The sequence below is a fragment of the Candidatus Clostridium eludens genome (genome assembly GCF_045310515.1).
In the GTDB taxonomy this organism is placed as follows: Bacteria; Bacillota; Clostridia; order Clostridiales; family Clostridiaceae; genus Clostridium_B; species Clostridium_B eludens.
In genome coordinates this window covers 19,652-42,496 of sequence record NZ_JBJHZX010000031.1, presented here as the reverse complement: position 1 = coordinate 42,496, position 22,845 = coordinate 19,652, and the positions used below count along the sequence as shown (strand labels likewise).

Sequence of the window (22,845 nt, the reverse complement as noted above, 5' to 3'; positions counted from 1 at the left end):
TAAAAATGTTGTTTTTTGCAACATTTTTAAAATAACTATTTGCATTTTATCAAGTGATTCTTAGGTTCAGGTGGAGTTTGCTCATGAGAAATGCTTTTCTCCACCTGAACCTTAGAAGAACTTATCCAGGCGCGTAGCAATGCTTATCCCCCACTTTGAAGAAGCTGGGGGTGTTAGCAATGGTAGCGTTCGGATAAAATACCTACCTATATTCAATCTCTTCATAATAAAAAACATATTGGCATAGTATTTGCTATTATATTTTATACCATATTATACATTATACTTGGGTATAAAAAGATATTATTATTTTACTTTACCCTACCACTTTATAATACAAAAGACTAAGCATGATGAGCATACTTAGTCTTTTGATTATTTACATGAATAACTTATTGCACAATTAGTTTTTGTTAAAGTGTATTTAAAAGCAACACTGTTGCAAAAAACAACAGTGTTATCTTTAAAAAATGTTGTTTTTTACAACATTTTTTAAATAACTATTTGTATTCTATAAAATACCCACCTATATTCAATCTTTTCATAGTAAAAAATGTACTGGCACAGTATTTGCTAATATATTAAATTGACAACGATACCATTTTATTTATTAAAATTGTTTTGGGTAATTTCTTTATATTATTAGAAAAATTAAAGATTTGTAAAGTTATGTAATTGAATAATAAGGAGGAGAAAAAATGGGGAGATTTACTTTACCTAGGGATATTTACTTTGGTGAAAATTCCTTAGAAAACTTAAAAAATTTAGACGGAAGCAGAGCAGTAGTTGTTGTAGGTGGAGGATCTATGAAAAGGTTTGGATTCTTAGCTAAAGTTGAAGCATATTTAAAAGAAGCAGGTATTGAAGTTAAATTGATAGAAGGCGTGGAGCCGGATCCATCTGTTGATACTGTTATGAATGGTGCTAAAATAATGAGAGACTTTAAACCAGATTGGATAGTATCTATAGGGGGAGGATCACCTATAGATGCCGCTAAAGCAATGTGGATATTTTATGAATACCCTGATTTTACATTTGAAAAGGCAGTAATTCCTTTTGGACTTCCTAAATTAAGACAAAAGGCACAATTTGTTGCTATACCTTCTACAAGCGGAACGGCAACTGAAGTAACAGCATTTTCTGTAATAACAGATTATAAATCTAAGATTAAATATCCTCTTGCTGATTTTAACCTTACTCCTGATGTAGCTATAATAGACCCGGCTCTTGCACAAACAATGCCAAAAAAGCTCACAGCACACACTGGAATGGATGCACTTACTCATGCAATAGAAGCATACGTTGCAAGTTTGCATTCAGATTTTTCAGACCCACTTGCTATACACGCTATAACCATGATTCACAAATATTTATTGAAATCCTATGAAGAGGATACGGAAGCCAGGGGACACATGCATATAGCACAATGTCTGGCCGGGATGGCATTTTCCAATGCACTCCTTGGAATAACTCATAGTATAGCGCATAAAACTGGTGCAGTATTTCACATACCTCATGGGTGTGCCAATGCTATATACCTGCCTTATGTCATAGATTTTAATAAAAAGGCTTGTTCGAAAAAATATGCCGAAATAGCTAAAAGTATCCACCTGCCAGGAACTAATGAAGATAAATTAATAGATTCATTAACTGAACTGATTCGTGATATGAATAAAAAGATGGACATTCCTCTTACAATAAAGGATTATGGTATAAGTGAAAGTGATTTTAATGAAAACCTAGATTTTATAGCTCACAATGCTATACTGGATGCTTGCACCGGCTCTAATCCTAGAGAAATATCTGAAGAAGAGATGAAAAAGCTCTTACAGTATATGTATAGTGGGAAAAAGGTTGATTTTTAACTGAAAAATTAATATATATTTATTACGTAGTTATTCTTAGGGGTTGTAAACACAACCCCTAAAATATTATCATTAATTAACTCTTGTTTTACTTGCCGCCATTTTTAATAAAATCTAATACAGCTTGACAAGTTGCATACCTGTTTTGGCCTTTGATTATTTTTTTTGCACGAGCAGTAAATTCACCACCGCCAACACAATATATATTTTCAACAACACTATAATCAAATTTAATTAAACTATTGTCTATAATGGGACACTGTAAATAATCGGCTAAATATTTTCCAGCCCTTTCATCAACACTATTGTTAACACAAACTATATCTTTCACCTTTTTCACGCCTCCATTTATAAATATATCATCTATATGATGTTTTTAACTAAGGCTTTATACTATAGCATATGAAAATGTTGTAATTTTTCTATAAATTTATTGTCCCCCATATACAGTTAGTTCATTGGAAGCTGCATTCAAAAAATCAGACACAATAAGTTTTATCATTTTGTGAAGTTATATGGAGAAAATACCCCTAAAAACTTGAAAATTGTATAAAAATTATTCATAAACAAATAACAAATTTGTTATTATTATAGAAAATTAGTAAAGTGAGATCTATAATATAATCATAGTTTGTAATCTATATCTATAATAGGAAGTTAAATAATAAATCTATAGCAGTTTTTTACTAGTAAAAAAACACATGATATGACAGGATTCAAGAAAAATCATGTAGAAGACAACTATAAAAGATTAGCTTATAGAAAGGAGGATAGTATGGAACTTGTAAATAGACGGAATAAAATTGTGACAAGAATAACAATTTCTCTTTGTGCTTTACTTGGTATATATTTATTGACTTCAATATACTTCATGAACCATTTATATTTGGGTTCTAAAATTAATGGTACAGATGTATCAGGTAAAACAGTGGAAGAAATTAAATCACAAATGGCATCTGAATTGAATACATATGCTTTGAATATAAAAGAACGAGGTGACAAGAAAGAACAAATTAAGTCAGGTGATATTAATTTAAAATATAAATCCGACGAACAATTTAAGAAGTTTAAATATGAACAAAACCCTTTGAAATGGATTTCATCAATTTTTAATACAAAAAATTCTAATATGACAGCTGAAATTTCATATGACAAAGAACGATTAGCAAAACAAATAGATAATTTATCTTGTTTTACTGACAGCAATATAATTCAACCTAAAGAACCCAGTTTCAAATATGTAGGTAATGCCTTTGTTGTTGTGGATCAAATTAAAGGTAATAAAGTAGATAAGAATATTTTGCTTAAACATGTGACAGATGCAATATCTAGAATGGACTCAACAATAGATTTAGAGTCTTCTAATTGTTATGTAACTCCCAAGTATACTGCAAAATCTGAAAAAGTTATAAAGGCTAGGGATATGCTCAATAAATATGTATCTTCAAAGATCACCTATACTTTTGGAAATGACAAAGAAATTTTAGATGGCTCAGCAATAAATAAGTGGGTTACAGTTGATAGTAATTTTAATGTTTCACTTGATAAGAGAAAAGTAAAGGAATACATAGTGTCACTTGCTAATACTTATAATACTTCTGGTAAAACAAGAAGCTTTAATACATCATCAGGAAACACTATAAGTATTAGCGGTGGTGACTATGGATGGCAAATTAATATTGATAAAGAGGTACAAGATTTAAGTGAATCAATAAAAAAAGGACAAACTATAGTGAAAGAGCCCTCATACAACCAAACTGCTGTTTCTCATACTGGCAATGATATTGGAAATACATATGTAGAAATAGATATGACACAGCAGCATTTGTGGTTTTATAAAAATGGTTCATTGATAGTGGATGGAGATGTTGTTACAGGTAACGTAAGCCTAAATACTGCAACACCTGAAGGGATTTACAGATTAGAAGATAAACAAAGAAACACTACTTTAAAAGGCCAGGATTACAATTCTCCTGTTAGTTTCTGGATGCCCTTTAATGGAGGAATTGGAATCCATGATGCAAGCTGGAGAAATGTGTTCGGAGGAGATATATATAAAACAAATGGTTCCCACGGTTGTGTAAATTCACCATACAGCTTAGCTCAGGCAGTATTCGACAATATACATATAGGTACTCCTGTAGTATGTTATTATTAGAGAACTGATGAAAAATTAATAGTTTACAAAATAGTATCAACTTTTATTTAAACAAATTACCATAAGAATCATACAGTTTCTCCAATTGTGCTAAAATTATTTTATATCCTTCATATTTGTACAAATATGAAGGATATAAATACTAAAAGTACCCACTAAAATATACTAATATTTTTAAAAGGATAAGCTCTAAAAATCACATGCCCTTTTACATCTTTTATATTTATCAAACCAAGTATTCTGCTATCAGTACTATTTCCTCTATTATCTCCCAGTACAAAAATATATCCTTTAGGTATAACATATTCTGTATTAAAAGAATTAGGTTCAGTAATAGTGCCTTGGGGCAGATAACTCTCCGTAATTGCTTGTCCATTTAAATAAACTTTTCCATCCTTTATGTCAATCTTATCCCCAGCTATGCCTATAACTCTCTTTATATAGGTATCATTATTTTGATTTTTAGAATTAAAAATAACAATCTCACTTCTATTTATATGTCCAATTTCAGTACTGACTTTCTCTACAAATATTACATCCCTATCATTAAATGTGGGCTGCATAGATGGTCCTGTCACATCTGCTCTTGCAAAAACATAACTATGAAATACAAATGCAAATCCAATAGCTACTAAAATACTTAATGCATATTCTTTTATGGTTATAAAAATTGTTTTATTATTCAATTGTCATCCTCCTCACCTAACAAATTTTCTTATTAATTTTGCCTGCATTTTTAACATAGCTAGCCACTTTTGTCCGTAATTTTTTTCAAAAAGTTACTTTATCTATTATAACATATAACATAAATTTGTTTTACTAAAGCAGTATTTAATTTATTAACGTTGTGGTAAAATTTATGTTAACTATGTATATCATGGATAAACAAAAAATGGCCAAGTTATGAACTTGACATTATAGACGGGAAATATTCAATTTATTTAAAAATCATAAATTAGTACAATTCATTTGCGGTAACAGACAAAAGGCTAAAAAGTTTATTAATTAACACAAGATTTAAAACAAATTTCTTGAAAATGATAAAATAAAATCATCTATCATCACTTGAAAACTATCTTCTGAACTTACTGGATTTTGGAAATATCCAAGGAAATTTAAAGAGATAAAACCATGTAACAAACTCCTTAATCCTCGGCTTTTATGAACCAAACGTGTTTCATCTTTAATATAAAAATGTAAAATTTGACGAATAATACTGGTAGTTTCTTTGGCTAAACGATGTACTTCTTTATCTTCTGTACTTGGAATGTTCATAATAAGCCCATAGGCAGCCTTGTTTTCAAAGGCAAAGTCTCGATAAGCGTAGGCATACTCCCTAATAGCATCTCCACCACTTTTACCAATTAACCTTTGCATTAATTGCAAATTCAATTTATTTAAAAGGTATATGGTCATTTCTATTTTAAGATTATCCATATTAGTAAAATGATTATATAAAGATGGGTATTTTATGTCCAACTTTTCTGCAATTTTGGGGAAAGTAACTTGATTAAGTCCAATTTCATCAGCCAATGAAAAAGCAACTTGAATAATTTTTTCTTTGGTTAAATTTCGTTTTCGCATCATTCTATAACTCCTTCGTATAATTTTACTTTATAGAAATAGTTTAACATAAAAAAATATATTTATCAAACTATAAATTATAGTTTACATATTATGCTTTATAATTTATAATAATATTGAAAAGCAACATATAATGCAGCATACATTTTATTGCCGTTTAGTTGTTTATCAATTGGCATTTTCGTTATGTCTTTTAGATAGTAGCGTTATTTATATTGAGTTATGACAAAGAGAAGAGGTCTATTATGAAAATATGGAAAAGAAATTTAATAGTTTGTTGGTTCGGAATGTTCGTAACCAGCGTAGGAATGAGTCAAATTGCCCCAGTATTGCCCCTCTATATAAAACATCTCGGCATCTCTAATACAGCCTTAATTGAGCAACTTTCAGGAATTGCTTTTGGTATTACTTTTATAATTTCAGCTGTTTTCTCACCAATTTGGGGACACGCTGCTGATAAATTTGGACGAAAACCAATGCTTTTGCGAGCAAGTCTTGGTATGGCAGTAGTTATATTCAGTATGGGTTTCGCACAAAATGTATATGAACTAATAGTATTAAGAGTATTGCAGGGTATTATCACAGGCTACAGTACAGCTTGCACCACACTGATTGCAACTCAGACGGATAAGGAACACGCAGGATGGGCTTTAGGTACACTATCAACATCAAGTATTGCCGGAGCATTACTTGGACCAATGATTGGCGGCTATATTGAAGAAAACTTTGGTTTACAAAATGTATTTTTTATGACAGGTATACTTATGCTGATTACATTCATTACAACTGCTTTATTTGTAAGAGAATCCTTTACTCACGAAGATAAAAAGGTGAGTAGTGTTAAGGAGATATGGAGTATCATTCCAAACAAAAGTTTAACTATTATAATGTTTGTAACCTCTTTTATATTAACTCTAGCGCTATATTCCGTAGAACCAATCATAACAGTATATATTACTCAGTTATCTCGTAATACCACTCACGTTGCTCTGCTAGCTGGGATGGCATTCTCAGCATCAGGATTAGCCAATATAATTGCGGCTCCCAGACTTGGAAAACTTTCTGATAAAATCGGAGCACAAAAAGTAATATTAGTTGCACTGATAGTGGCAGGAATAATTTTTATACCACAGGCCTTTGTAAAAGATCCTTGGCAGTTAATGGGTCTTCGTTTTCTACTAGGATTAGCGATGGGGGGGCTTAATCCTTCTGTTAATGTTTTAGTTAAGAGAATTACGCCAGATTCTCTTACTGGTAGAGTTTTTGGTTTTAATATCTCCGCCCAATATCTAGGGATATTTGGCGGTTCTATTTTGGGTGGGCAGATTGCAGCTTATCTAGGTATAAGATATATTTTTTTTATTACAAGCGCATTGCTGCTACTAAATGCGGTGTGGGTATATTTTAAAGTATATAAAAAGCTTAGCTTAAATTAATAATCATTACAATATAAGATAAAATTATAAGCTATATTATTATGTATAATGACCATGGCAAGGGGCTTACAATACCTTGTACACAAGATATAAAAGGAGATAAGAAAATGGGAAATTTAAAATCAGAAAAAACAGCTCTGGTAATTATAGACTTGCAAAATGGAATTGTGAATAGGGATCTTTCACCCCATACTGGTGTAGAAGTTATTCAGAATGCAAGCAGATTAATTAATGCATTTACTGAGAAGGGAGGCTTTGTAGTTCTTGTAAGAGTTTCCTCCATAGATGGAAAAGATATGTTAAAACCAAGTGTAGATTTAAAAACCAATCCGACACAATTTTCAAAAGGCTGGGATAGTTATGTGCCTGAAATAACAAATAGTAAAAACGCTCACACTATTACCAAAAGACAATGGGGTGCATTCTATGGTACTGATCTGGACTTGCAGTTACGACGTCGCGGAATTGATACTATTGTACTATGCGGCATTTCTACTGGAATTGGCGTAGATACTACGGCAAGAGAAGCTTTTCAGCATGGTTATAATCAAATTTTTGTAGAAGATGCAATGACAGCTTTAACCAAAGAAGAGCATGATTATGTTTGTAAACACATCTTCCCTAGGATAGGTAAGCTTCGAACAAGTGAAGAAATAGTCTTATCATTACGATAAAAATCTTATCCTGCATAACCAACTATAACAACCGGAATATGCCTTACTTATAAAGATACTCCCCTTAATCTTAGAATCACTTCATAATCCATCTAACCTTAGGGGGAGCATTATTGCTTTTAAAGTTCATATATATTTTCTCTGTTATCCATATTTTTATATTGATTTTCATTGATTTCTCTCATATATTCATTCAAAATTAAATCTAATTTTTGACTTTCAATAATTATTTTAGGGTTAGATAAATTTTCACTTTGCTTCATTTCCCGTTCCAATAACTCTCTTTGTCTCTCCAATTTTTTTAATATCAATCTAGCTTTTTTCATAAAACATTCATCTCCTTCTCTAAGATTAATAAAATGCTGTTAAAGCAAGAACTAGAGGAATCCTCTACAATCAGCAATTCCTCTAGTTCAATTAAAATTTTAATATGTTTAATTATATAGTCGGTTGGTTTAAATAAATACATAAGTAATTTTTTGTATATTTTCAAAATTAATTTCCTTATTTATTTTTTATAGTCCAATCATAATTTAAATTTTTTCAAATTCCATATGACGACATCTAGGGCAAGGCGGCAAAAAATCTGTATCTTTTTCAAGAACTATTATTTCACCACATGTAGTACATTTATAACTACCTTTACCTGGTTTATCACCTGTATTATATTTCACGAGTATCACCCCTTATATATAGAATAAATTAACATATTGGCTTCTATTGGAAATATCTATTTAACAGTCCCTGAAATGCACTTCCGTGTCTTGCCTCATCCTTACACATTTCATGTACTGTATCATGAATTGCATCATAGTTTAATTTTTTAGCAAGAGTTGCCAGATCTTTTTTACCCTTACAGGCACCTTCTTCTGCATCTACTCTTGCCTGTAAATTTTTCTTTGTATCTGCCATTACCACTTCCCCTAATAATTCAGCAAACTTAGCTGCATGTTCTGCTTCTTCAAAAGCTATTCTCTTATATGCCTCTGCAACTTCAGGATATCCTTCCCTATCTGCCTGGCGGCTCATAGCTAAATACATTCCAACTTCTGAACATTCTCCTGTAAAATTAGCTCTTAATTCTTCCACTACTTTTGGATCTATACCTTTAGCAACACCCATTACATGTTCATCCGCCCAGCTGATTGCTCCTCCTTCTTTCTTTTCTACAAATTTATCTGCAGGTGCACCACACACAGGACACTTTTCTGGTGGTGTATCTCCCTCATGAATATATCCACAAACTGAACAAACAAATTTTTTCATTATAAATTCCTCCCCATATATTAATATTATGTAGTTTTTCATATTTATCCTTTAATAATAATTATTATATAGTATTTTATGTTAGATGTCAAGGCTTTTAAAATTCCAGTTATCCACATTCTCATAATATTTTCTAAACATTATGAGAAGCTTAATTTAATATATTCCTATATAATAATAAAAAGCTCTGGAATTAACCAGGGCTTTTTGGTGTGTTAGTTTTATTTGACCACTTTAGCTGATATGTCTATATGTTCTCCTCCACTCATTTCGATTTCTATTTTAGGAGTTAGCCTTTCATCTAATTGGAATATTGCATTAAATATTCTTATTCCATTTGATTCTATTTTTTATCTATATATCCTAATACTATAATACATTAAAGTATTTTTCAGTATTGTAAAAATTAGAGTTTATCTAATTTCCCTTTTGTTTATATACCCCATACCATAACATAAGGTGCCAAATTGTTAATACAGCTATTGTAAATATCGTTGTTTCTATAACTTCTCTCATAAATACCAATCCTCCTATTTTTAATAGATTTGATAAGCTTTGTTTACAACATATCACAACACATCATCAAAATCAATAAAAAAATTACTATTTATCAAAAATAAGCTACATAATGTGACATTATAATAATTAATATGCAATATAGTGATCAATGTGATAAAAATAAAAATCATAAAATAATGCATCTATTTGCCGTTCCGCCTATAGATTTTACATTAATATTCTTTTTCTTTAAATAAGGTGCTGCTCCAAATATGCCTACAATTACACCAACTTTATTTCCCTGCATTTTTAATAAAATCTAATACAGCTTGACAAGTTCCATACCTGTCTCCACCTTTGATTATTTTTTTTGCATAAGCAGTAAATTCACCACCGCCAACACAGTATACATTTTCAACAACACTGTAATCAAACTTAACTAAACTATTGTCTATAATGGGACACTGTAAATAATCGGCTAAATATTTTCCGGCCCTTTCATCAACGCTATTATTAATGCAAATTATATTCTCCACTTTTTTCTTACTATCCCCTCCTGAATCTGCAGTAACTAATATATTTTCTGCAAACCAATTCATATCTACATTGCCATCAATTCCATCAACTGAACCAGTTTCTGAATATTGCCATGAATATTGAGGATATGGATTATTATTTACCCCATATGCAGCAATCCAAAGTTTGAGGACAGAACTAATCTTACCATTTAAAAAAGTTTCATAAAAATATTTATTAGTATAACCCCCTATTTCCTTACCCGTTTTCTGCTCAAACAGATTAGTAAAAGTATTCACAAAATTAGCTGGGTCATTTCCAGCCCAGCTCCATGAATAAGAACTAGGTGGTTGTTCTATATCTAACCAAAAAATAGTATCTAAGCTATAATCCTTAGTATATGATATAAACGCATTAACTTCGCTAGGTATATCCTGGTTTCCAGCGAAGTGGTAAACGCCTATATTTATACCCAATTCTTTACATTTACTTACCCTGTAAGACAGATACTTATCTTCATAATAAGTTCCTTCTGTAGCTTTATTTATAATAACTTCAATTCCCGCATTTTTTACCTTGTCCCAATCATTAACCCACTTTTCAGAGTTTATATCTATGCCTTTTAACATAAAATTACCTCCTATTCATTTTTTCCTCCAACCCATCAATCCTGTGATATACTGCAGCATATACATATATTATTATACTTATTATTGCCATCATATTGTACCTCTTGGTAGTTATTTTTAAGTATTAAAAAGAGTCTTAGATTATCTAAAACTCTTTTTGTTTATAATTCTTTATTCTGAATCTTCTTCCTTACTAGCAATCCTACAAAGCACAAATATTACTATATAAATAAATATTATAGGTACAAGGACTATAGACAAAATTATTGACATTTTGGTTCACCTCGATTTTATACCTAAATTATTATTTATTAGGATAATAATCATTATATGTAGTATTTGTTATAACCTGCTACCATACATAACAACATTTTGTGAACAATATAAAAATTAGACACTGACTTAACAGTTATATTTTAAATACTTTGTACATATAGAAATAAGTACCCATTTATTATTTTAGGTACTTACTTCTATAATAGTTCACAATATGTGTAATAAAAAAATGAGATTTTGAGAGCTGCTGCCAAATTGCATTGCAATGATAGCAGCATATAATTTCTATTTATATACTTAATGTATACACACATGCATATACATATATATAATCGTATCTTTTTTAAAAAACTTTATCAATATAAAATAAATTCTTTTATTTTTTTTAATAAAAAACACCTAGATTTTCACCTAAGTGCTCTACACAATTCTAAATTTCTTTCTACATTTGTTTATCTGGTGCATCTGTTTGAATAAATGTTAATTGGCCACCTGGATATACTCCATTATTGGTAACCTTGTAGTCGTCATGATTATGCATTGGATAAAATTGTGGAAAGAACTGATCATTTGGATCGCCAGGAGGCTGTTTACAAATTTCTATATAGTTTATTAATTGTGGATTATCGCAGTGTACCGGTTCTTCTGGAATATCAAATATCGCAGAAGGATCTATGCTTTGTATTTCTCTAAGCTGCTTACAAAGAGAAGGGAATCCAGCCTGACCCTTAACAATATACTTTCTGTATAATCCTCTCTTATCATCCGCAGTAATAATTAAATCATAGGTCTCTCCAGATCCAATGGTTTCAGTAAAACCCATCTGTGTCAGTTGATGGTGAAGATGTTCACTATTTTCACTAAGTTTTAGGAATGGATTTATATGGGCATCTTTACCTACCACCATAAAGTGCCAACCATGAATGTGCCACGGAACCACTTGATAACCCATATTGATCATTCGAAGCAAGAACTTCTCATTGGTTTTTACATGAACATAGGATTCATAGTTAATTTGTATAAGATTTTGATCACTACCAACACTTAAAGGATGTGGAAGGAGTGTATCTGGAAAAGTTCTTCCATTAATTAGCCAAAAGTCTGGTTTAAAATCCACTGCATTAAAAGGAATATTTTCACGAACGCTTTCATGCCATAATGAGTCAATATCGGATAAAAGCATCACATACTCTTTATCAAAATAGCTGTGAATATTATTATAAGCAAAATTTCGATTTGTAGCAGTTCTAGGAATATGGCGTTGTACTTCACCGTTTAATTTCCAACGTCCAGATCTATGAGATTTAGTAATTCCATTTCTAGCCAAACTCTCCATTGAAGGATAAATAACCAGCGCTCCATACATTCCCATTTGAACATGTTCAGAGGCTTCTACATGACAATGATACATTAGTGTTCCAGGATCTTCTGGATGAAAGAAATAGGTTGCCTTAGGTGGGGGGGTAAGTGGAGTGGTTTCTTCCCACATAGGAACCCCAAAAGAACTCTCTGGGAAACCATCTAACTGTGTTGCAACGTGAGCACCATGCATATGAACTGTATGAAAATCTGTAAGGTCTGGACGATATTTCATACCAATATTAATAAGCGTAATATATATTTGGTCATCTACTTCGCCCCAAATCATAGGAGAAGGAACAGTAGCTGTACCTTTTTTACTCAAAAGTATCTCCCAATTCTTTGGATTTTCATAATCTAAATATTCATTTTCTTCTATTTTTACTCCGTCTACCTGTAAAAGTCCACCTATAAATCCAAAAATATAGACCTCTTTTCTGTTTTTTGTACATAATTCGCCATCTAATGGCAATTCGATGAACCCATCTGTAGCCAATAAAACATAATGTCTAGTACTCATTTTCTCATCCCCTTATTTTACTTTGTTATTTTCATTTGTGTACTTCATTATATGAGGTTAAGGATGAAAGGTTGTACCATATATAACAAATATTTATTATGCACTTGGCATCTATTCATTCCTCTGATCAACATCCACAATTTTTGCATCACCCTTAGTACTAATGTGAGGCATTTCCCTTTTTAGTGTTTCAGTTATATGCTTTACCTCTTTATATTGATGGTTACTAACTGAAATATCTTCCAATGTTACCGGTTGCTTGTGTATGTCGATACGTTCTTCACTAATAGGTATTCGAATAGTTTCAGTATGAGCTGATTCATTATGAAATTGTGGATCATAAACAGTCTTTTCAATAACAAGTTCCTCCCGTTTTACAGGTACAGTAATATTTTTTTCTTCAGTTAAAACTTCTTTATGAATGGATACCTCACCAGTTTGTATTTTGTTCTTTGATATTTTCATCTGTTCTTTCCGAAGCTGCATCTTTGCACCGCCTACATTTTTGTTTAACATACTCTGTATCCTCCTGAAAAACACCTAATCAGGTGATTCTTAGGTTCAGGTGGAGTTTGCTTATGAGAAAATGCTTTTTTCCATCTGAACCTAAGAAAAACTTATCCAGTCACATAACAGTGCTTATCTCCTACCTTGAATAACATGGGAGTATTAGCTAATTACCATGCTTGGATAAATCTGATGTATAATTTTAGAGGTGTTTTTTAATTTATTTTATAACCCCCTTAACGGAAGCCATTATCTGTATTGTCATCCACTACATTTGCATCACCATTTGAGTTTATACGAGCTTCTTCCCTTTTTAGCTTTTCATCCACCCGCCTTGTTTCTTCCACTTCACGTTTATGAGCAGATACCTCTCCAGTTACCACTGTGTGCTTATCCACGTTAACCTGTTCCTCGCTAACTGGAATACGTATGGTTTTTCCATCACTAATAGGTGCATCGCTGACCTCATTATCTAATGTTCTTCTTTCAATAACAACTTCTTCATGATTAACTGGAACATCAACCGTTTTTTGTTCTTCAATAATTTCTTTGCTTAGTTCAACTTCACCCTTTTTAACCTTGTTTTTATTTATATCAAGCTCTTCCTTATGAAGTGTAAGTCTTCCCGCATCTTCACTTTTCTTATTATCATTACCCTTGTCATTACCTGAAATTTTATCAAATAAACCCATAATAAGTATTACCTCCTATAAGTATATATTTTCGGTTCATTAATATTTTATCCCTGCTGAAGTAATATATCCTTTATGAAATATGGAGCCAAAGTAATTAACTTACAACAATACAAAGAAAATGGAACCCTTTTAAATACTTTAAAATTTAGCAAATATTATATATTGAAAAACAAGCTGCATTAAAATATATGAGAAACTATTCTTAGGAGATGTAATTTATGTTACAAGAAAACAGTAATTATATGGAAAAATATATTACGGTATTTTAAGCACACTAGATTAAGCCAAATATTCCTACAAAATTAACAAATTTCATTTCATTTATTATGGTATACTTATAATGGATTTCTGAAGGAGGCGTAGAAATGATTGGAAAAAATTTACTGTATGCAGTTATGATTCTTGGAATAGCAAGCACTATAACATTTCATGCCAGTGCCAGTCCTATTGAAGATTATAATATTTCAAATGTAAATAATACTTCAGATGTAACCAATAACATTTCAAGTACAGATGACAATACTTTAAATATAACAAACTTAAAAACTAATATCGAAAGGCAAATACAGATTCAGGACAACAAGATAGAATCTAATATTGCTGCCCTTGATAGCTACAAAGAAGAATTAAAAAAACTTAATTCGGATATCGTGGAAAATGTACAATCTACTGATTACATATCTAAAAATATAAATAATCTTAGCACCATGTCAAATGAAAGGATTAGGGCACTATATGTAAACGGGTTTGATGGAGCTTACCTTAATGTTATTCTGGATTCAAAGAATCTCACAGATGTGATTTCAAATACATATCTTGTAAAGAAAATAATGGATTGGGATCGTAAAAATATAGAAACTTTAAAGGCAAATAAATCCATTCTACAAAATAAAATTAAAAAATTAAATTCCGATAAATTAGAACTAGACAAGCTTACAAAAAAGGTATCTGATGAAACAGATCTGCTGAAGATACAGAAGGAAAATGAACAAAAACTTATCAATGATTTGGATAAGATTATAGCTCAGAATAAATATGCAGATTCAGGTAATATAGACAACTCCATCATGAATACAGGAAATAGCATTGTGGATTACGCCTTATCTTTTCTTGGTGTTCCATATGTATGGGGAGGCACTACACCTTCTGGATTTGACTGCTCTGGATTTGTACAATATGTATATGGCCATTTTGGAACTAGCATACCTAGAGTGTCACAGGATCAGCAAAGTTTTGGAACGAAGATACTAGACAGAAATGACTTGCAGCCTGGTGATTTAATTTTCTGGGGTACTCCCGCCTATCATGTAGGTATGTACATAGGAAATGGAAAATATGTGGAAGCACCTCATACTGGTGATGTAGTAAAAATAGCAACACTATATGATTATACGTCTGCACAGAGAGTTAAATAAAATAGATAGAGAATAGTAACTTTATTTAGGTGTAATTCATAACCCTCTTAGATGCCAACTTTGTTTTCTACTTAATTAACTTCGACAGTTCCCTAAAAAACTGTGTTCCTGCCATTTTTAATAGATCGAACAGCACCGTTTCGGTATTACTCACCACAGCCCCCATTGCTGACATTTGAGACAAACCGTTTAAGTAATTTTCTTTTGTACGAGAACATACAGCATCACTTACCACAAACACTTGATAATTATGAGCAATTAAATCTCTAACGGTTTGAAAAACACATATATGAGTTTCCATTCCTGTAATAATAATTTTCTTTTTTCCTGACTGCTTTAAAGTATTAATTACTTCATCAGTGCAGCCAGAAAACGTAATTTTTTCATAGACTGATACTTCATTAATATTGTAGTGTATTTCTGGAACCGTTTTTCCAAGGCCTTTTGGATATTGTTCAGTGATAATTATGGGAATCTCTAATTTATTGGCAACAGATAATAAGATATTAGTATTCTCAATCACTTTCTGGGAATGGGACATTACCGGAACTAGCCGTTCTTGAATATCAATAACTATTAGTGCTGATTCTTCTTGAATTAAAGTAAATTTATTCATTAAATGATCTCCCCTTTACATATTTATTCTCATAATACTTATGAATATATCTTTTTATATTATTAACAAATTATTTTTAATAATTCTTCTGGTTTATCAATAATATAGTCTGCACCTTTCTCCTCTAAAACTTTTCTGCCTCTAAATCCCCATGTTACACCAATACATACAATTCCAGAATTTTTAGCTGTTTTAACATCTACTTCTGAATCACCTACATATACTGATTTACTGGCAATAGAGCCTAGTTCTTCAAGTGCTTTAAATACAGTATCAGGCGCTGGCTTTTTAGAAACATTTTCTGATTCTCCAATTGCTACTTTTATATATTCTCCGAAATAGATTCTATTAAGTTTCTTAACTGCTGCATCAAATTTGTTCGATACTATTGCAATCTTATAATTTTTTTTTGATAATTGCTTTAAAAGTTCCATAATTCCTTCATACATATTAGTCTTATTTTGCATATTCTCTGAATAATGCTGGCGAAAATCTTCAAGACATGTTCCATATTTAGGATTATTAATTCCATCAGGTATAGAAAGTTCCATTAAACGAGCTACACCATTACCAACAAAACTCCTGATTTCTGACATTTCTCTGCACGGAAAACCATGCAGTGTTAATGCAAAATTGACACTATCCATAAGGTCTTCAAGTGTATTAAGTAATGTTCCATCTAAATCAAATATAACAGTATCGTACTTCTTCATAATGGATACTCCTTATCAAAATATTCATAACATTTGTTTCGCAAAAATTTACACTTACACAATATATATTAGATATTATTTCTTCAAAAAACAAATAAATCCTCCAAAAAAGAAGAAAAGGCCAACAACTTGCATATAATGCATAAATTTGTATAAATTAATCCGCATTTATACTTACCTTCTTACTTATAAGTTATGATTAAAACAAGCTATTTAGTGGATTCTTCTTTATAATGAAAAGTGTTATAATATTATATGTAATAATTCTGTAATAGAAAGGACGTATGGAGCTTGTATATAAATGAAACAAAAGTAATTGTTAGATATGTAGAAACTGATAAAATGGGGATAGTGCATCATTCTAACTATTATATATACTTTGAAGAAGCTAGAACACAGTTTATACAAAATACTGGTATAAGTTATTCAAAAATAGAGGAAAACGGTATAATGTTTCCTCTAATTGAAAGTAACTGCAAATACATACAGAGCGCAAAATACGAAGATGAATTAATAATAAAGACCTGGATTAAAGAATTAACACCAGTTAAAGCGGAATTTAATTATTCAGTTATTAGGAAAAATGACCAAAAGGAAATTGCAAAAGGAAGCACATTACACACTTTTGTTAATAATAATTTTAAGATAATTAATTTAAAGAAAAAGCATACAGAGTTATTTGAAAAATTAAAGTCATTAACATAACTGGTTATGTTGGTTTCTTTATTTTTTGAATGAGCCAATAATAAAAGAATAGCCTGTACTTCCTTAATGAATATTAAAAACAAGCTAACTTATTTTTATTTATTCTAAATGACTTATTATCAATTGCTCTTTGTACCGCTAATACACCATCTAAATGATCATATTCATGCTGTAGTAACTCTGCTAAATCTCCCTGGCACTCTATAACACAATCTTTCCAGTTCAAATCCCTGTAAAATACTCTACACCTTTTATATCTATTTAATTTTACTTCTAAACCTGGATAACTCATGCAATCATCCCACATTTCAAATTTTTCATCATCAAAAAATTCAATTCTAGGATTTATAAATACAATAGAATCATTGTCAAAATTCATATAAATTACCCTATACATCTCATTTATCTGTGGTGCTGCTATGGCTCTTCCAAAACCATATTTTTCTTTAAAACACATTATCGTATCATGCAGATCTTCAACTATTTGATTTGCTTTGTCAATTTCATGTTTTGAAATCTCTCTGCATACTTCATATAACCTTTCATTACCTAATAATAATATTTCTCTTACAGCCATAGTCTTTCCCCCTTAACTTTCTTGTGCTTATAATAAGTATTTTAAAATCTTTGTTTGTATATCAAGTGATTCTTAGGTTCAGATGGAGTTTACTTATAAGGATGACTCTCTCCAGCTGAACCTTATTAACAGTATTCTTAGTGTCTTTAGCACTTAGAATACATTATCCTTTAGGAGAAGAACTTATCCAGGCGCGCAGCACCTCTTATCCCCCACTTTGACAGAAAAGCAGAGAACCAAAATTTTTAATTTTGTGTGAATCGCTTTCACAGAGTGCGATGGGGGTGTTAGCAATGGTAGCCATCGGATAAAAATATACTTATACTAGATAACTATAATATAGTATATAAGTTCAAATATAAAAATCCTGTGAAAAAACAGCTGCTAGATTTCAAACACCTCATCCTAATTGTACCATATCATAACTATTTAACACTTCTTCTCTTTAAAAACTTTTCTATTACATTTACATTGTTATTTTAACCCCTGTTCATAAGTTTCGAACATTTTGGTTTTCATCAACTTCTTTTGTATCCTCGCTGTATATTCCTTCATCTTGTTCATCTGCTATAGATGCAGCTTTACAAAGTGCCAAAATTACCGACATAATACAAACATATACTGTAGTAGCAATAATTATCCACATAAAAAGTCCTCCCAAAATTTGAATTATATATCATTATTATTTAAATACTTCTCTTAATTAAATTTTTTATACAAGAATGATACTTTAGAATCATGACTTTTATATGACATGGTAATGTGAACTTCATGTTATGAACTATGTATGTAATCCGAAAATTTTGGTCATACTATTAAAGTAACATTAATCCTTTCCAAGTTTTTTAGCTGGCCTTTGGTCAGCTTTTTATGTGAAACAAAACCTCCAGCTTAAAACCAAGTTGGAGATTTTATTTTTTCCCTTAAAATAAATATAAAAATGCAATTAATTGGTTATAATATTAAAGTATCAATCTCCATATTAATACTTTAATATCTTACTCATTATGTTTTTGACATAAATCTCAAAAAAGCTCTGGAATCAGCCAGAGCTTTTTACTATCTTTTTCACGGTCTATATCTTGATCATGCTTTTCAATGATAATTCCAAAACTTAGATCTTCGCTATCTTCTAGCATTTACAACTTTTGGTGCAGGTTTATTTGCCGCTGGTTTAGCATGCGCTGCCTTAGTTTTATGTTTATTCACTACTTTTGGTGCTGGTTTAGCAGGCACTTTCTGTTTAGATTTACAAACTACTGCTGGTTTGTTATTAGCAGGACTCGCATGAACTGTTGTGCCAATCCCTGTATTTATTAACAATGGTGCTGCAATTATTGCAGCTGAAATTATTTTATATTTCAGTTTTAGCATTTTTATTACCTCCTAAATTTTTAAATGTTTATTGCAGCTGCTTTACTTAAATTGTAGTTATCCTTTATGGCAATTTAATGCAACACCCATGTTATTCCAACGTTATACCTATGTTTTTCCTATGTGAAATGTTAATATATTGAGTATTTTATTGATAGGCTTCAAAACTTCTTCGCCTATTTTAAAAACACTATTATACCCCCCTTTATTTATAGCACCCAGTTCATTATGTTACTTATTACCGAAATTTAAGACTATTTTATAATTAAGTGCATTCTGATATTGTTCATCTGTTATGTACTTATTTTCTTTCATCTTTTCCAATATTAGATCTCTTCGCTGTAAGGTATTATTTAAATGATTTATTGGATCATAATATTCAGGATTATTAGGTATGGCAGCTAATAAACACAATTGTGAGAGGTTCAATTGCCTACAGTCCTTATTAAAAAATTTTTTAGCAGCAGAATTAATACCATAAGCACCATTACTGAAATTAATAATATTAACATAAAATTCTAATATTTGGTCTTTTGTAAATTTTTGTTCTAGTTTAGCAGCAATGAACATCTCTTCTAATTTTCTTTGGTAGTTTTTATCAAAATTTAAAAACACATTTCTTGCCAGCTGCTGAGTGATAGTACTTCCTCCTTGTGTTATATTCCCATTGTTGGCGAAAAACGAATATATAGCTCTAAAGATTGCTTCTATGCTCACCCCTCCATGTTTATAAAAATCCTTGTCTTCAACAGCAACAAAAGCATTTTTTACATCATTGGGTATTCGTGCTGATTGTAAATATAATGATTCTGTATTATTCAAATAATCTGATTTATCTTTAAAAGTATATTCGGAACAATTATTTACTTTTATAGTTGCATCGTTGTATAAGTATTTAACAGTTGGCCAATATTTATAATAGATGAATCCACTAAAAATAACTATTAATATCAAAACACTTGAAAATAGCCGTCTAAATAAATTATTTATCTTACTTTTTTTCCTTGTCATTCAAAATTTCCTTTCTTTAAAAATTTTATTTCATACATTACATCACAATATTTACTTTAATACAAGAAAAAAATCATCATAAGTAAGTATCGCCACATATTTCACGGCCACACTCTTTTGAACTGAATACTTATATCTAAAATTGATTTTACTTAAAACTTTGTCTATACTATACTTTATCCCTTTAATCTTCTCAATATATACTGCTGCTTTCTTAACTCCCAGGGAGTCATACTAATTCTGAGAGGAATTTTACTACTTTACGTTGAATATTGTATTAAAGGGAGGTGATTACAATGGGCAACTCACATATTATTGGCAACCCAGATTCTGCAATATGGAAGATGCTAGGTATCAATGATTCTAAAACCACCAATACCAAACAAGAATCCATTAACATTGCTAGAAAAATGACAGAAAATGAAAAACCTAAATTAGTTATCCATGATAAAAATGATAAAATCCAAAAATAGCCCCCAACATATCTATATCCACAAAAGGCTAATTCTTATCATAGATAGGAATTAGCCTTATCCCATAACCATTCTCCAGCCAATATTAATATTAATTTATTATTTTATGCTTTATTTTCATAAATTATCCACAGCTTATCCACATTATCCACAATATTCCATTTAACAGGTTTTTGAAATAAAAATAAGCACCCTAAATGACGGGTACTTACTTCTACATATACACATTATTTTAAGGAGACAAATTAATATTGATTATTGCTTTGTTATATTTTGACAGTTGCATTTAAATTTAGAGTGCCCTGCAACCACAGACACCATTTAAAATTTACATTTTGGGTATTGATTACGAACTATTTATTTAATATCAAGGCTTGTTTCCTTAGAACACTTATAATTATATGCAGTATTTGTTACAACTTAATGGCATAATGATTAACTATTTGTAAACAAAATAGACACCGATTTAACAGTGCCTATCTTATGATATACTCCCATACGGTATAATTTTTATTTGAGGTTTCTCACATTGGAACCCCACTTAGCCCAGGAGCCACAAGTATACTGGAAGATTTGTTGTGACTACCACACGTTATAAGAATTAATTGTAATATATGATGACTTAATTTTATCAAGCCATTTTTACTTTCATGCATTAGCTTGTTTAACAAATCCCACTCCCATATTAAATGCATTTTGGCAGTCTAGAGGAAATTGTTCTTCTTTAATTTTTCTTTTTTTCTTTTCATCAAATAATGGTGCAACATATTTTGAATAATCATCAAATTGGTATGTGTCATTAACAACTAAGGATTCAAAAGAACCAAAGGTTTTTTCTATACATGATTGTAGAGATTTAAGTTCATCTTCATATTCAGCTTTAAACTGATGTCTGGTTACATTCATTGTATAAATAAATCCAGCGGGTATTTTTCTTTTGAAAAGACTTGAATGATTTGTATCATAGACTAAATATTGAAATATGAGTCGTTCTAAAAAAGATCTCATAGCTCCTGTAACTGAGTGTAAGTATATTGGAGAGCCAAAAATAATTGCATTGGCATTTGAAACCTTTTCAAGAATAGGTGTTAAATCATCCTTTAAGGCACATTTCCCATAACTTTTTCCGTTTTTCAACTTACAGGCAAAACAACTTACACAACCTTTATAATTTTGATCATAAAGATGAATAAGCTCTGTTTCAACACCACATGAAGCTGCTCCCTCCAGGGCCTTAATAAGAAGAGTAGCTGTATTTTTATTTTTTCTAGGACTCCCATTAATTGCTATTACTTTCATTAATTTTACCTCCATTTACATGCTTAATTGATTTTATGCTATGAATTATATATCATAATAAGAAAGAAAGTAAGTATGCACTTATTCGTTATATACTAACTATAAGGTAAGTAAAGGAGCAATATTATGAATAGTTTTGAAGATAAATATGGATCTTGTGGAATGCGTTATACAATGTCTATAGTTGAGGGAAAATGGAAGTGGATTATACTATGGAAAATATATAAAGCTAAGGTAATAAGATATAATAAATTAAAGAGTAGTTTAGAGCCCATTGCTCATAAGACATTAAGCACACAACTTAAAGAACTTGAAATCAGCAATCTAATCCATAGAGAACAATATAATGAAGTTCCACCTAAAGTTGAATATTTCTTAACGGAAGAAGGAATGACATTAATACCAATTCTTGAACTTATGAGCGAATGGGGCAATGAACATATAAAAAAATAGATTTATTTTGAAAACTAACTTATTTCTTATAGCTAAACCCATTACCTTTGATATAATCTGAGGGCTTAAAATAGTAAGCATAATTCCTATAATCAGTAATATTGATAAAAATAATGGTAGAATATTCTCAAAAGATTTCCATGATTTTTTCAAAGCTGTTATTGTTTTTCTGGGACTTTTTACAAAGGATACTATTAAAAGAAGTAATGTTAAAATATATAGTATT

Annotated in this window: 24 protein-coding genes and 1 pseudogene; 8 read left to right on the top strand and 17 right to left on the bottom strand. The window is 30.6% G+C overall.

The window, feature by feature from the left end; all coding sequences use genetic code 11:
• The first annotated feature begins 698 nt into the window (after nt 1-698).
• Nucleotides 699-1,865, top strand: a complete 1,167-nt coding sequence (locus tag ACJDU8_RS18300) for an iron-containing alcohol dehydrogenase (protein ID WP_406793602.1) — start codon at nt 699-701, stop codon at nt 1,863-1,865.
• Nucleotides 1,866-1,953: 88 nt separating this feature from the next.
• Here the strand turns inward: ACJDU8_RS18300 and ACJDU8_RS18295 are convergent, their stop codons facing one another.
• Complete coding sequence (locus ACJDU8_RS18295) at nt 1,954-2,196, bottom strand: hypothetical protein (RefSeq protein WP_406793601.1); 243 nt, start codon at nt 2,194-2,196, stop codon at nt 1,954-1,956.
• A gap of 444 nt (nt 2,197-2,640) precedes the next feature.
• On the opposite strand from ACJDU8_RS18295, the gene ACJDU8_RS18290 reads away from it, so the two are divergent.
• Nucleotides 2,641-4,023, top strand: a complete 1,383-nt coding sequence (locus tag ACJDU8_RS18290; protein WP_406793600.1) for a L,D-transpeptidase family protein — start codon at nt 2,641-2,643, stop codon at nt 4,021-4,023.
• 155 nt (nt 4,024-4,178) lie between these two features.
• Here the strand turns inward: ACJDU8_RS18290 and lepB are convergent, their stop codons facing one another.
• Complete coding sequence (gene lepB, locus ACJDU8_RS18285; RefSeq protein ID WP_406793599.1) at nt 4,179-4,709, bottom strand: signal peptidase I; 531 nt, start codon at nt 4,707-4,709, stop codon at nt 4,179-4,181.
• A gap of 331 nt (nt 4,710-5,040) precedes the next feature.
• Complete coding sequence (locus ACJDU8_RS18280) at nt 5,041-5,607, bottom strand: TetR/AcrR family transcriptional regulator (RefSeq protein WP_406793621.1); 567 nt, start codon at nt 5,605-5,607, stop codon at nt 5,041-5,043.
• 245 nt (nt 5,608-5,852) lie between these two features.
• Here ACJDU8_RS18280 and ACJDU8_RS18275 point away from each other — a divergent pair, with 245 nt between their 5' ends.
• The gene (locus ACJDU8_RS18275) at nt 5,853-7,043 is read left to right on the top strand and encodes a multidrug efflux MFS transporter (protein ID WP_406793598.1); all 1,191 of its coding nucleotides are present in this window, start codon (nt 5,853-5,855) and stop codon (nt 7,041-7,043) included.
• 107 nt (nt 7,044-7,150) lie between these two features.
• On the top strand, nt 7,151-7,717 hold the full coding sequence (locus ACJDU8_RS18270) for a hydrolase (protein ID WP_406793597.1): 567 nt from the start codon (nt 7,151-7,153) through the stop codon (nt 7,715-7,717).
• Between the two features lie 119 nt (nt 7,718-7,836).
• On the opposite strand, the gene ACJDU8_RS18265 is transcribed toward ACJDU8_RS18270, so the two are convergent.
• The 7 genes and pseudogenes from ACJDU8_RS18265 to ACJDU8_RS18235 form a co-directional block, all read right to left on the bottom strand.
• Entirely contained in the window at nt 7,837-8,043 is a 207-nt protein-coding gene (locus ACJDU8_RS18265; protein WP_406793596.1) for a Spo0E family sporulation regulatory protein-aspartic acid phosphatase, read from the bottom strand.
• Between the two features lie 207 nt (nt 8,044-8,250).
• Complete coding sequence (locus ACJDU8_RS18260; protein WP_406793595.1) at nt 8,251-8,391, bottom strand: zinc ribbon-containing protein; 141 nt, start codon at nt 8,389-8,391, stop codon at nt 8,251-8,253.
• 43 nt (nt 8,392-8,434) lie between these two features.
• Nucleotides 8,435-8,983, bottom strand: coding sequence for an NADH peroxidase (locus ACJDU8_RS18255; RefSeq protein ID WP_406793594.1), 549 nt, complete (start codon nt 8,981-8,983; stop codon nt 8,435-8,437).
• Nucleotides 8,984-9,774: 791 nt separating this feature from the next.
• On the bottom strand, nt 9,775-10,626 hold the full coding sequence (locus ACJDU8_RS18250) for a GH25 family lysozyme (RefSeq protein ID WP_406793593.1): 852 nt from the start codon (nt 10,624-10,626) through the stop codon (nt 9,775-9,777).
• 718 nt (nt 10,627-11,344) lie between these two features.
• A complete protein-coding gene (locus ACJDU8_RS18245; protein ID WP_406793592.1) occupies nt 11,345-12,781 on the bottom strand; it encodes a multicopper oxidase domain-containing protein in 1,437 nt (478 codons plus the stop codon).
• Between the two features lie 111 nt (nt 12,782-12,892).
• Nucleotides 12,893-13,270: pseudogene (locus tag ACJDU8_RS18240) on the bottom strand (YsnF/AvaK domain-containing protein); the annotation flags it as partial.
• Between the two features lie 254 nt (nt 13,271-13,524).
• Nucleotides 13,525-13,983, bottom strand: coding sequence for a YsnF/AvaK domain-containing protein (locus ACJDU8_RS18235; RefSeq protein ID WP_406793620.1), 459 nt, complete (start codon nt 13,981-13,983; stop codon nt 13,525-13,527).
• Between the two features lie 365 nt (nt 13,984-14,348).
• Between ACJDU8_RS18235 and ACJDU8_RS18230 the strand changes: the two genes are divergently transcribed.
• Nucleotides 14,349-15,398 carry a C40 family peptidase gene (locus ACJDU8_RS18230; protein WP_406793591.1) on the top strand — a complete coding sequence of 350 codons (1,050 nt, stop codon included), beginning with the start codon at nt 14,349-14,351 and terminating at the stop codon, nt 15,396-15,398.
• A gap of 67 nt (nt 15,399-15,465) precedes the next feature.
• Here the strand turns inward: ACJDU8_RS18230 and ACJDU8_RS18225 are convergent, their stop codons facing one another.
• Together ACJDU8_RS18225 and ACJDU8_RS18220 are read right to left on the bottom strand one after the other, a co-directional pair.
• Nucleotides 15,466-16,014, bottom strand: coding sequence for a hydrolase (locus tag ACJDU8_RS18225; RefSeq protein WP_406793590.1), 549 nt, complete (start codon nt 16,012-16,014; stop codon nt 15,466-15,468).
• Between the two features lie 62 nt (nt 16,015-16,076).
• Entirely contained in the window at nt 16,077-16,727 is a 651-nt protein-coding gene (locus tag ACJDU8_RS18220) for an HAD family hydrolase (protein WP_406793589.1), read from the bottom strand.
• A 291-nt stretch (nt 16,728-17,018) separates the two neighbouring features.
• On the opposite strand from ACJDU8_RS18220, the gene ACJDU8_RS18215 reads away from it, so the two are divergent.
• Nucleotides 17,019-17,432, top strand: a complete 414-nt coding sequence (locus ACJDU8_RS18215; protein WP_406793588.1) for an acyl-CoA thioesterase — start codon at nt 17,019-17,021, stop codon at nt 17,430-17,432.
• A gap of 73 nt (nt 17,433-17,505) precedes the next feature.
• On the opposite strand, the gene ACJDU8_RS18210 is transcribed toward ACJDU8_RS18215, so the two are convergent.
• The 4 genes from ACJDU8_RS18210 to ACJDU8_RS18195 all read right to left on the bottom strand — a co-directional run bounded on the left by ACJDU8_RS18210 (nt 17,506) and on the right by ACJDU8_RS18195 (nt 20,394).
• Nucleotides 17,506-18,009 (bottom strand): peptide deformylase, encoded by a 504-nt coding sequence (locus ACJDU8_RS18210; protein WP_406793587.1) that lies wholly within the window; start codon nt 18,007-18,009, stop codon nt 17,506-17,508.
• Nucleotides 18,010-18,499: 490 nt separating this feature from the next.
• Nucleotides 18,500-18,655, bottom strand: a complete 156-nt coding sequence (locus ACJDU8_RS18205) for a hypothetical protein (protein WP_406793586.1) — start codon at nt 18,653-18,655, stop codon at nt 18,500-18,502.
• A gap of 479 nt (nt 18,656-19,134) precedes the next feature.
• The gene (locus ACJDU8_RS18200) at nt 19,135-19,383 is read right to left on the bottom strand and encodes a hypothetical protein (RefSeq protein ID WP_406793585.1); all 249 of its coding nucleotides are present in this window, start codon (nt 19,381-19,383) and stop codon (nt 19,135-19,137) included.
• Nucleotides 19,384-19,614: 231 nt separating this feature from the next.
• Complete coding sequence (locus ACJDU8_RS18195) at nt 19,615-20,394, bottom strand: transglycosylase domain-containing protein (protein ID WP_406793584.1); 780 nt, start codon at nt 20,392-20,394, stop codon at nt 19,615-19,617.
• Nucleotides 20,395-20,690: 296 nt separating this feature from the next.
• On the opposite strand from ACJDU8_RS18195, the gene ACJDU8_RS18190 reads away from it, so the two are divergent.
• Nucleotides 20,691-20,867 carry a DUF2188 domain-containing protein gene (locus ACJDU8_RS18190; protein WP_406793583.1) on the top strand — a complete coding sequence of 59 codons (177 nt, stop codon included), beginning with the start codon at nt 20,691-20,693 and terminating at the stop codon, nt 20,865-20,867.
• A gap of 648 nt (nt 20,868-21,515) precedes the next feature.
• Here ACJDU8_RS18190 and ACJDU8_RS18185 read toward each other — a convergent pair.
• Nucleotides 21,516-22,166, bottom strand: coding sequence for a flavodoxin family protein (locus ACJDU8_RS18185; RefSeq protein ID WP_406793582.1), 651 nt, complete (start codon nt 22,164-22,166; stop codon nt 21,516-21,518).
• 126 nt (nt 22,167-22,292) lie between these two features.
• Here ACJDU8_RS18185 and ACJDU8_RS18180 point away from each other — a divergent pair, with 126 nt between their 5' ends.
• The gene (locus ACJDU8_RS18180) at nt 22,293-22,619 is read left to right on the top strand and encodes a winged helix-turn-helix transcriptional regulator (protein WP_406793581.1); all 327 of its coding nucleotides are present in this window, start codon (nt 22,293-22,295) and stop codon (nt 22,617-22,619) included.
• The last annotated feature ends 226 nt before the right edge of the window (nt 22,620-22,845 follow it).

Excerpts from the sequence above, each read along its gene's own strand:
- ACJDU8_RS18300 (WP_406793602.1), top strand. The coding sequence starts at position 699 with ATGGGGAGATTTACTTTACCTAGGGATATTTACTTTGGTGAAAATTCC.
- ACJDU8_RS18290 (WP_406793600.1), top strand. The coding sequence starts at position 2,641 with ATGGAACTTGTAAATAGACGGAATAAAATTGTGACAAGAATAACAATT.
- ACJDU8_RS18280 (WP_406793621.1), bottom strand. The coding sequence starts at position 5,607 with ATGCGAAAACGAAATTTAACCAAAGAAAAAATTATTCAAGTTGCTTTT.
- ACJDU8_RS18275 (WP_406793598.1), top strand. The coding sequence starts at position 5,853 with ATGAAAATATGGAAAAGAAATTTAATAGTTTGTTGGTTCGGAATGTTC.
- ACJDU8_RS18270 (WP_406793597.1), top strand. The coding sequence starts at position 7,151 with ATGGGAAATTTAAAATCAGAAAAAACAGCTCTGGTAATTATAGACTTG.
- ACJDU8_RS18265 (WP_406793596.1), bottom strand. The coding sequence starts at position 8,043 with ATGAAAAAAGCTAGATTGATATTAAAAAAATTGGAGAGACAAAGAGAG.
- ACJDU8_RS18255 (WP_406793594.1), bottom strand. The coding sequence starts at position 8,983 with ATGAAAAAATTTGTTTGTTCAGTTTGTGGATATATTCATGAGGGAGAT.
- ACJDU8_RS18250 (WP_406793593.1), bottom strand. The coding sequence starts at position 10,626 with ATGTTAAAAGGCATAGATATAAACTCTGAAAAGTGGGTTAATGATTGG.
- ACJDU8_RS18245 (WP_406793592.1), bottom strand. The coding sequence starts at position 12,781 with ATGAGTACTAGACATTATGTTTTATTGGCTACAGATGGGTTCATCGAA.
- ACJDU8_RS18230 (WP_406793591.1), top strand. The coding sequence starts at position 14,349 with ATGATTGGAAAAAATTTACTGTATGCAGTTATGATTCTTGGAATAGCA.
- ACJDU8_RS18225 (WP_406793590.1), bottom strand. The coding sequence starts at position 16,014 with ATGAATAAATTTACTTTAATTCAAGAAGAATCAGCACTAATAGTTATT.
- ACJDU8_RS18220 (WP_406793589.1), bottom strand. The coding sequence starts at position 16,727 with ATGAAGAAGTACGATACTGTTATATTTGATTTAGATGGAACATTACTT.
- ACJDU8_RS18210 (WP_406793587.1), bottom strand. The coding sequence starts at position 18,009 with ATGGCTGTAAGAGAAATATTATTATTAGGTAATGAAAGGTTATATGAA.
- ACJDU8_RS18205 (WP_406793586.1), bottom strand. The coding sequence starts at position 18,655 with ATGTGGATAATTATTGCTACTACAGTATATGTTTGTATTATGTCGGTA.
- ACJDU8_RS18200 (WP_406793585.1), bottom strand. The coding sequence starts at position 19,383 with ATGCTAAAACTGAAATATAAAATAATTTCAGCTGCAATAATTGCAGCA.
- ACJDU8_RS18195 (WP_406793584.1), bottom strand. The coding sequence starts at position 20,394 with ATGACAAGGAAAAAAAGTAAGATAAATAATTTATTTAGACGGCTATTT.
- ACJDU8_RS18190 (WP_406793583.1), top strand. The coding sequence starts at position 20,691 with ATGGGCAACTCACATATTATTGGCAACCCAGATTCTGCAATATGGAAG.
- ACJDU8_RS18185 (WP_406793582.1), bottom strand. The coding sequence starts at position 22,166 with ATGAAAGTAATAGCAATTAATGGGAGTCCTAGAAAAAATAAAAATACA.
- ACJDU8_RS18180 (WP_406793581.1), top strand. The coding sequence starts at position 22,293 with ATGAATAGTTTTGAAGATAAATATGGATCTTGTGGAATGCGTTATACA.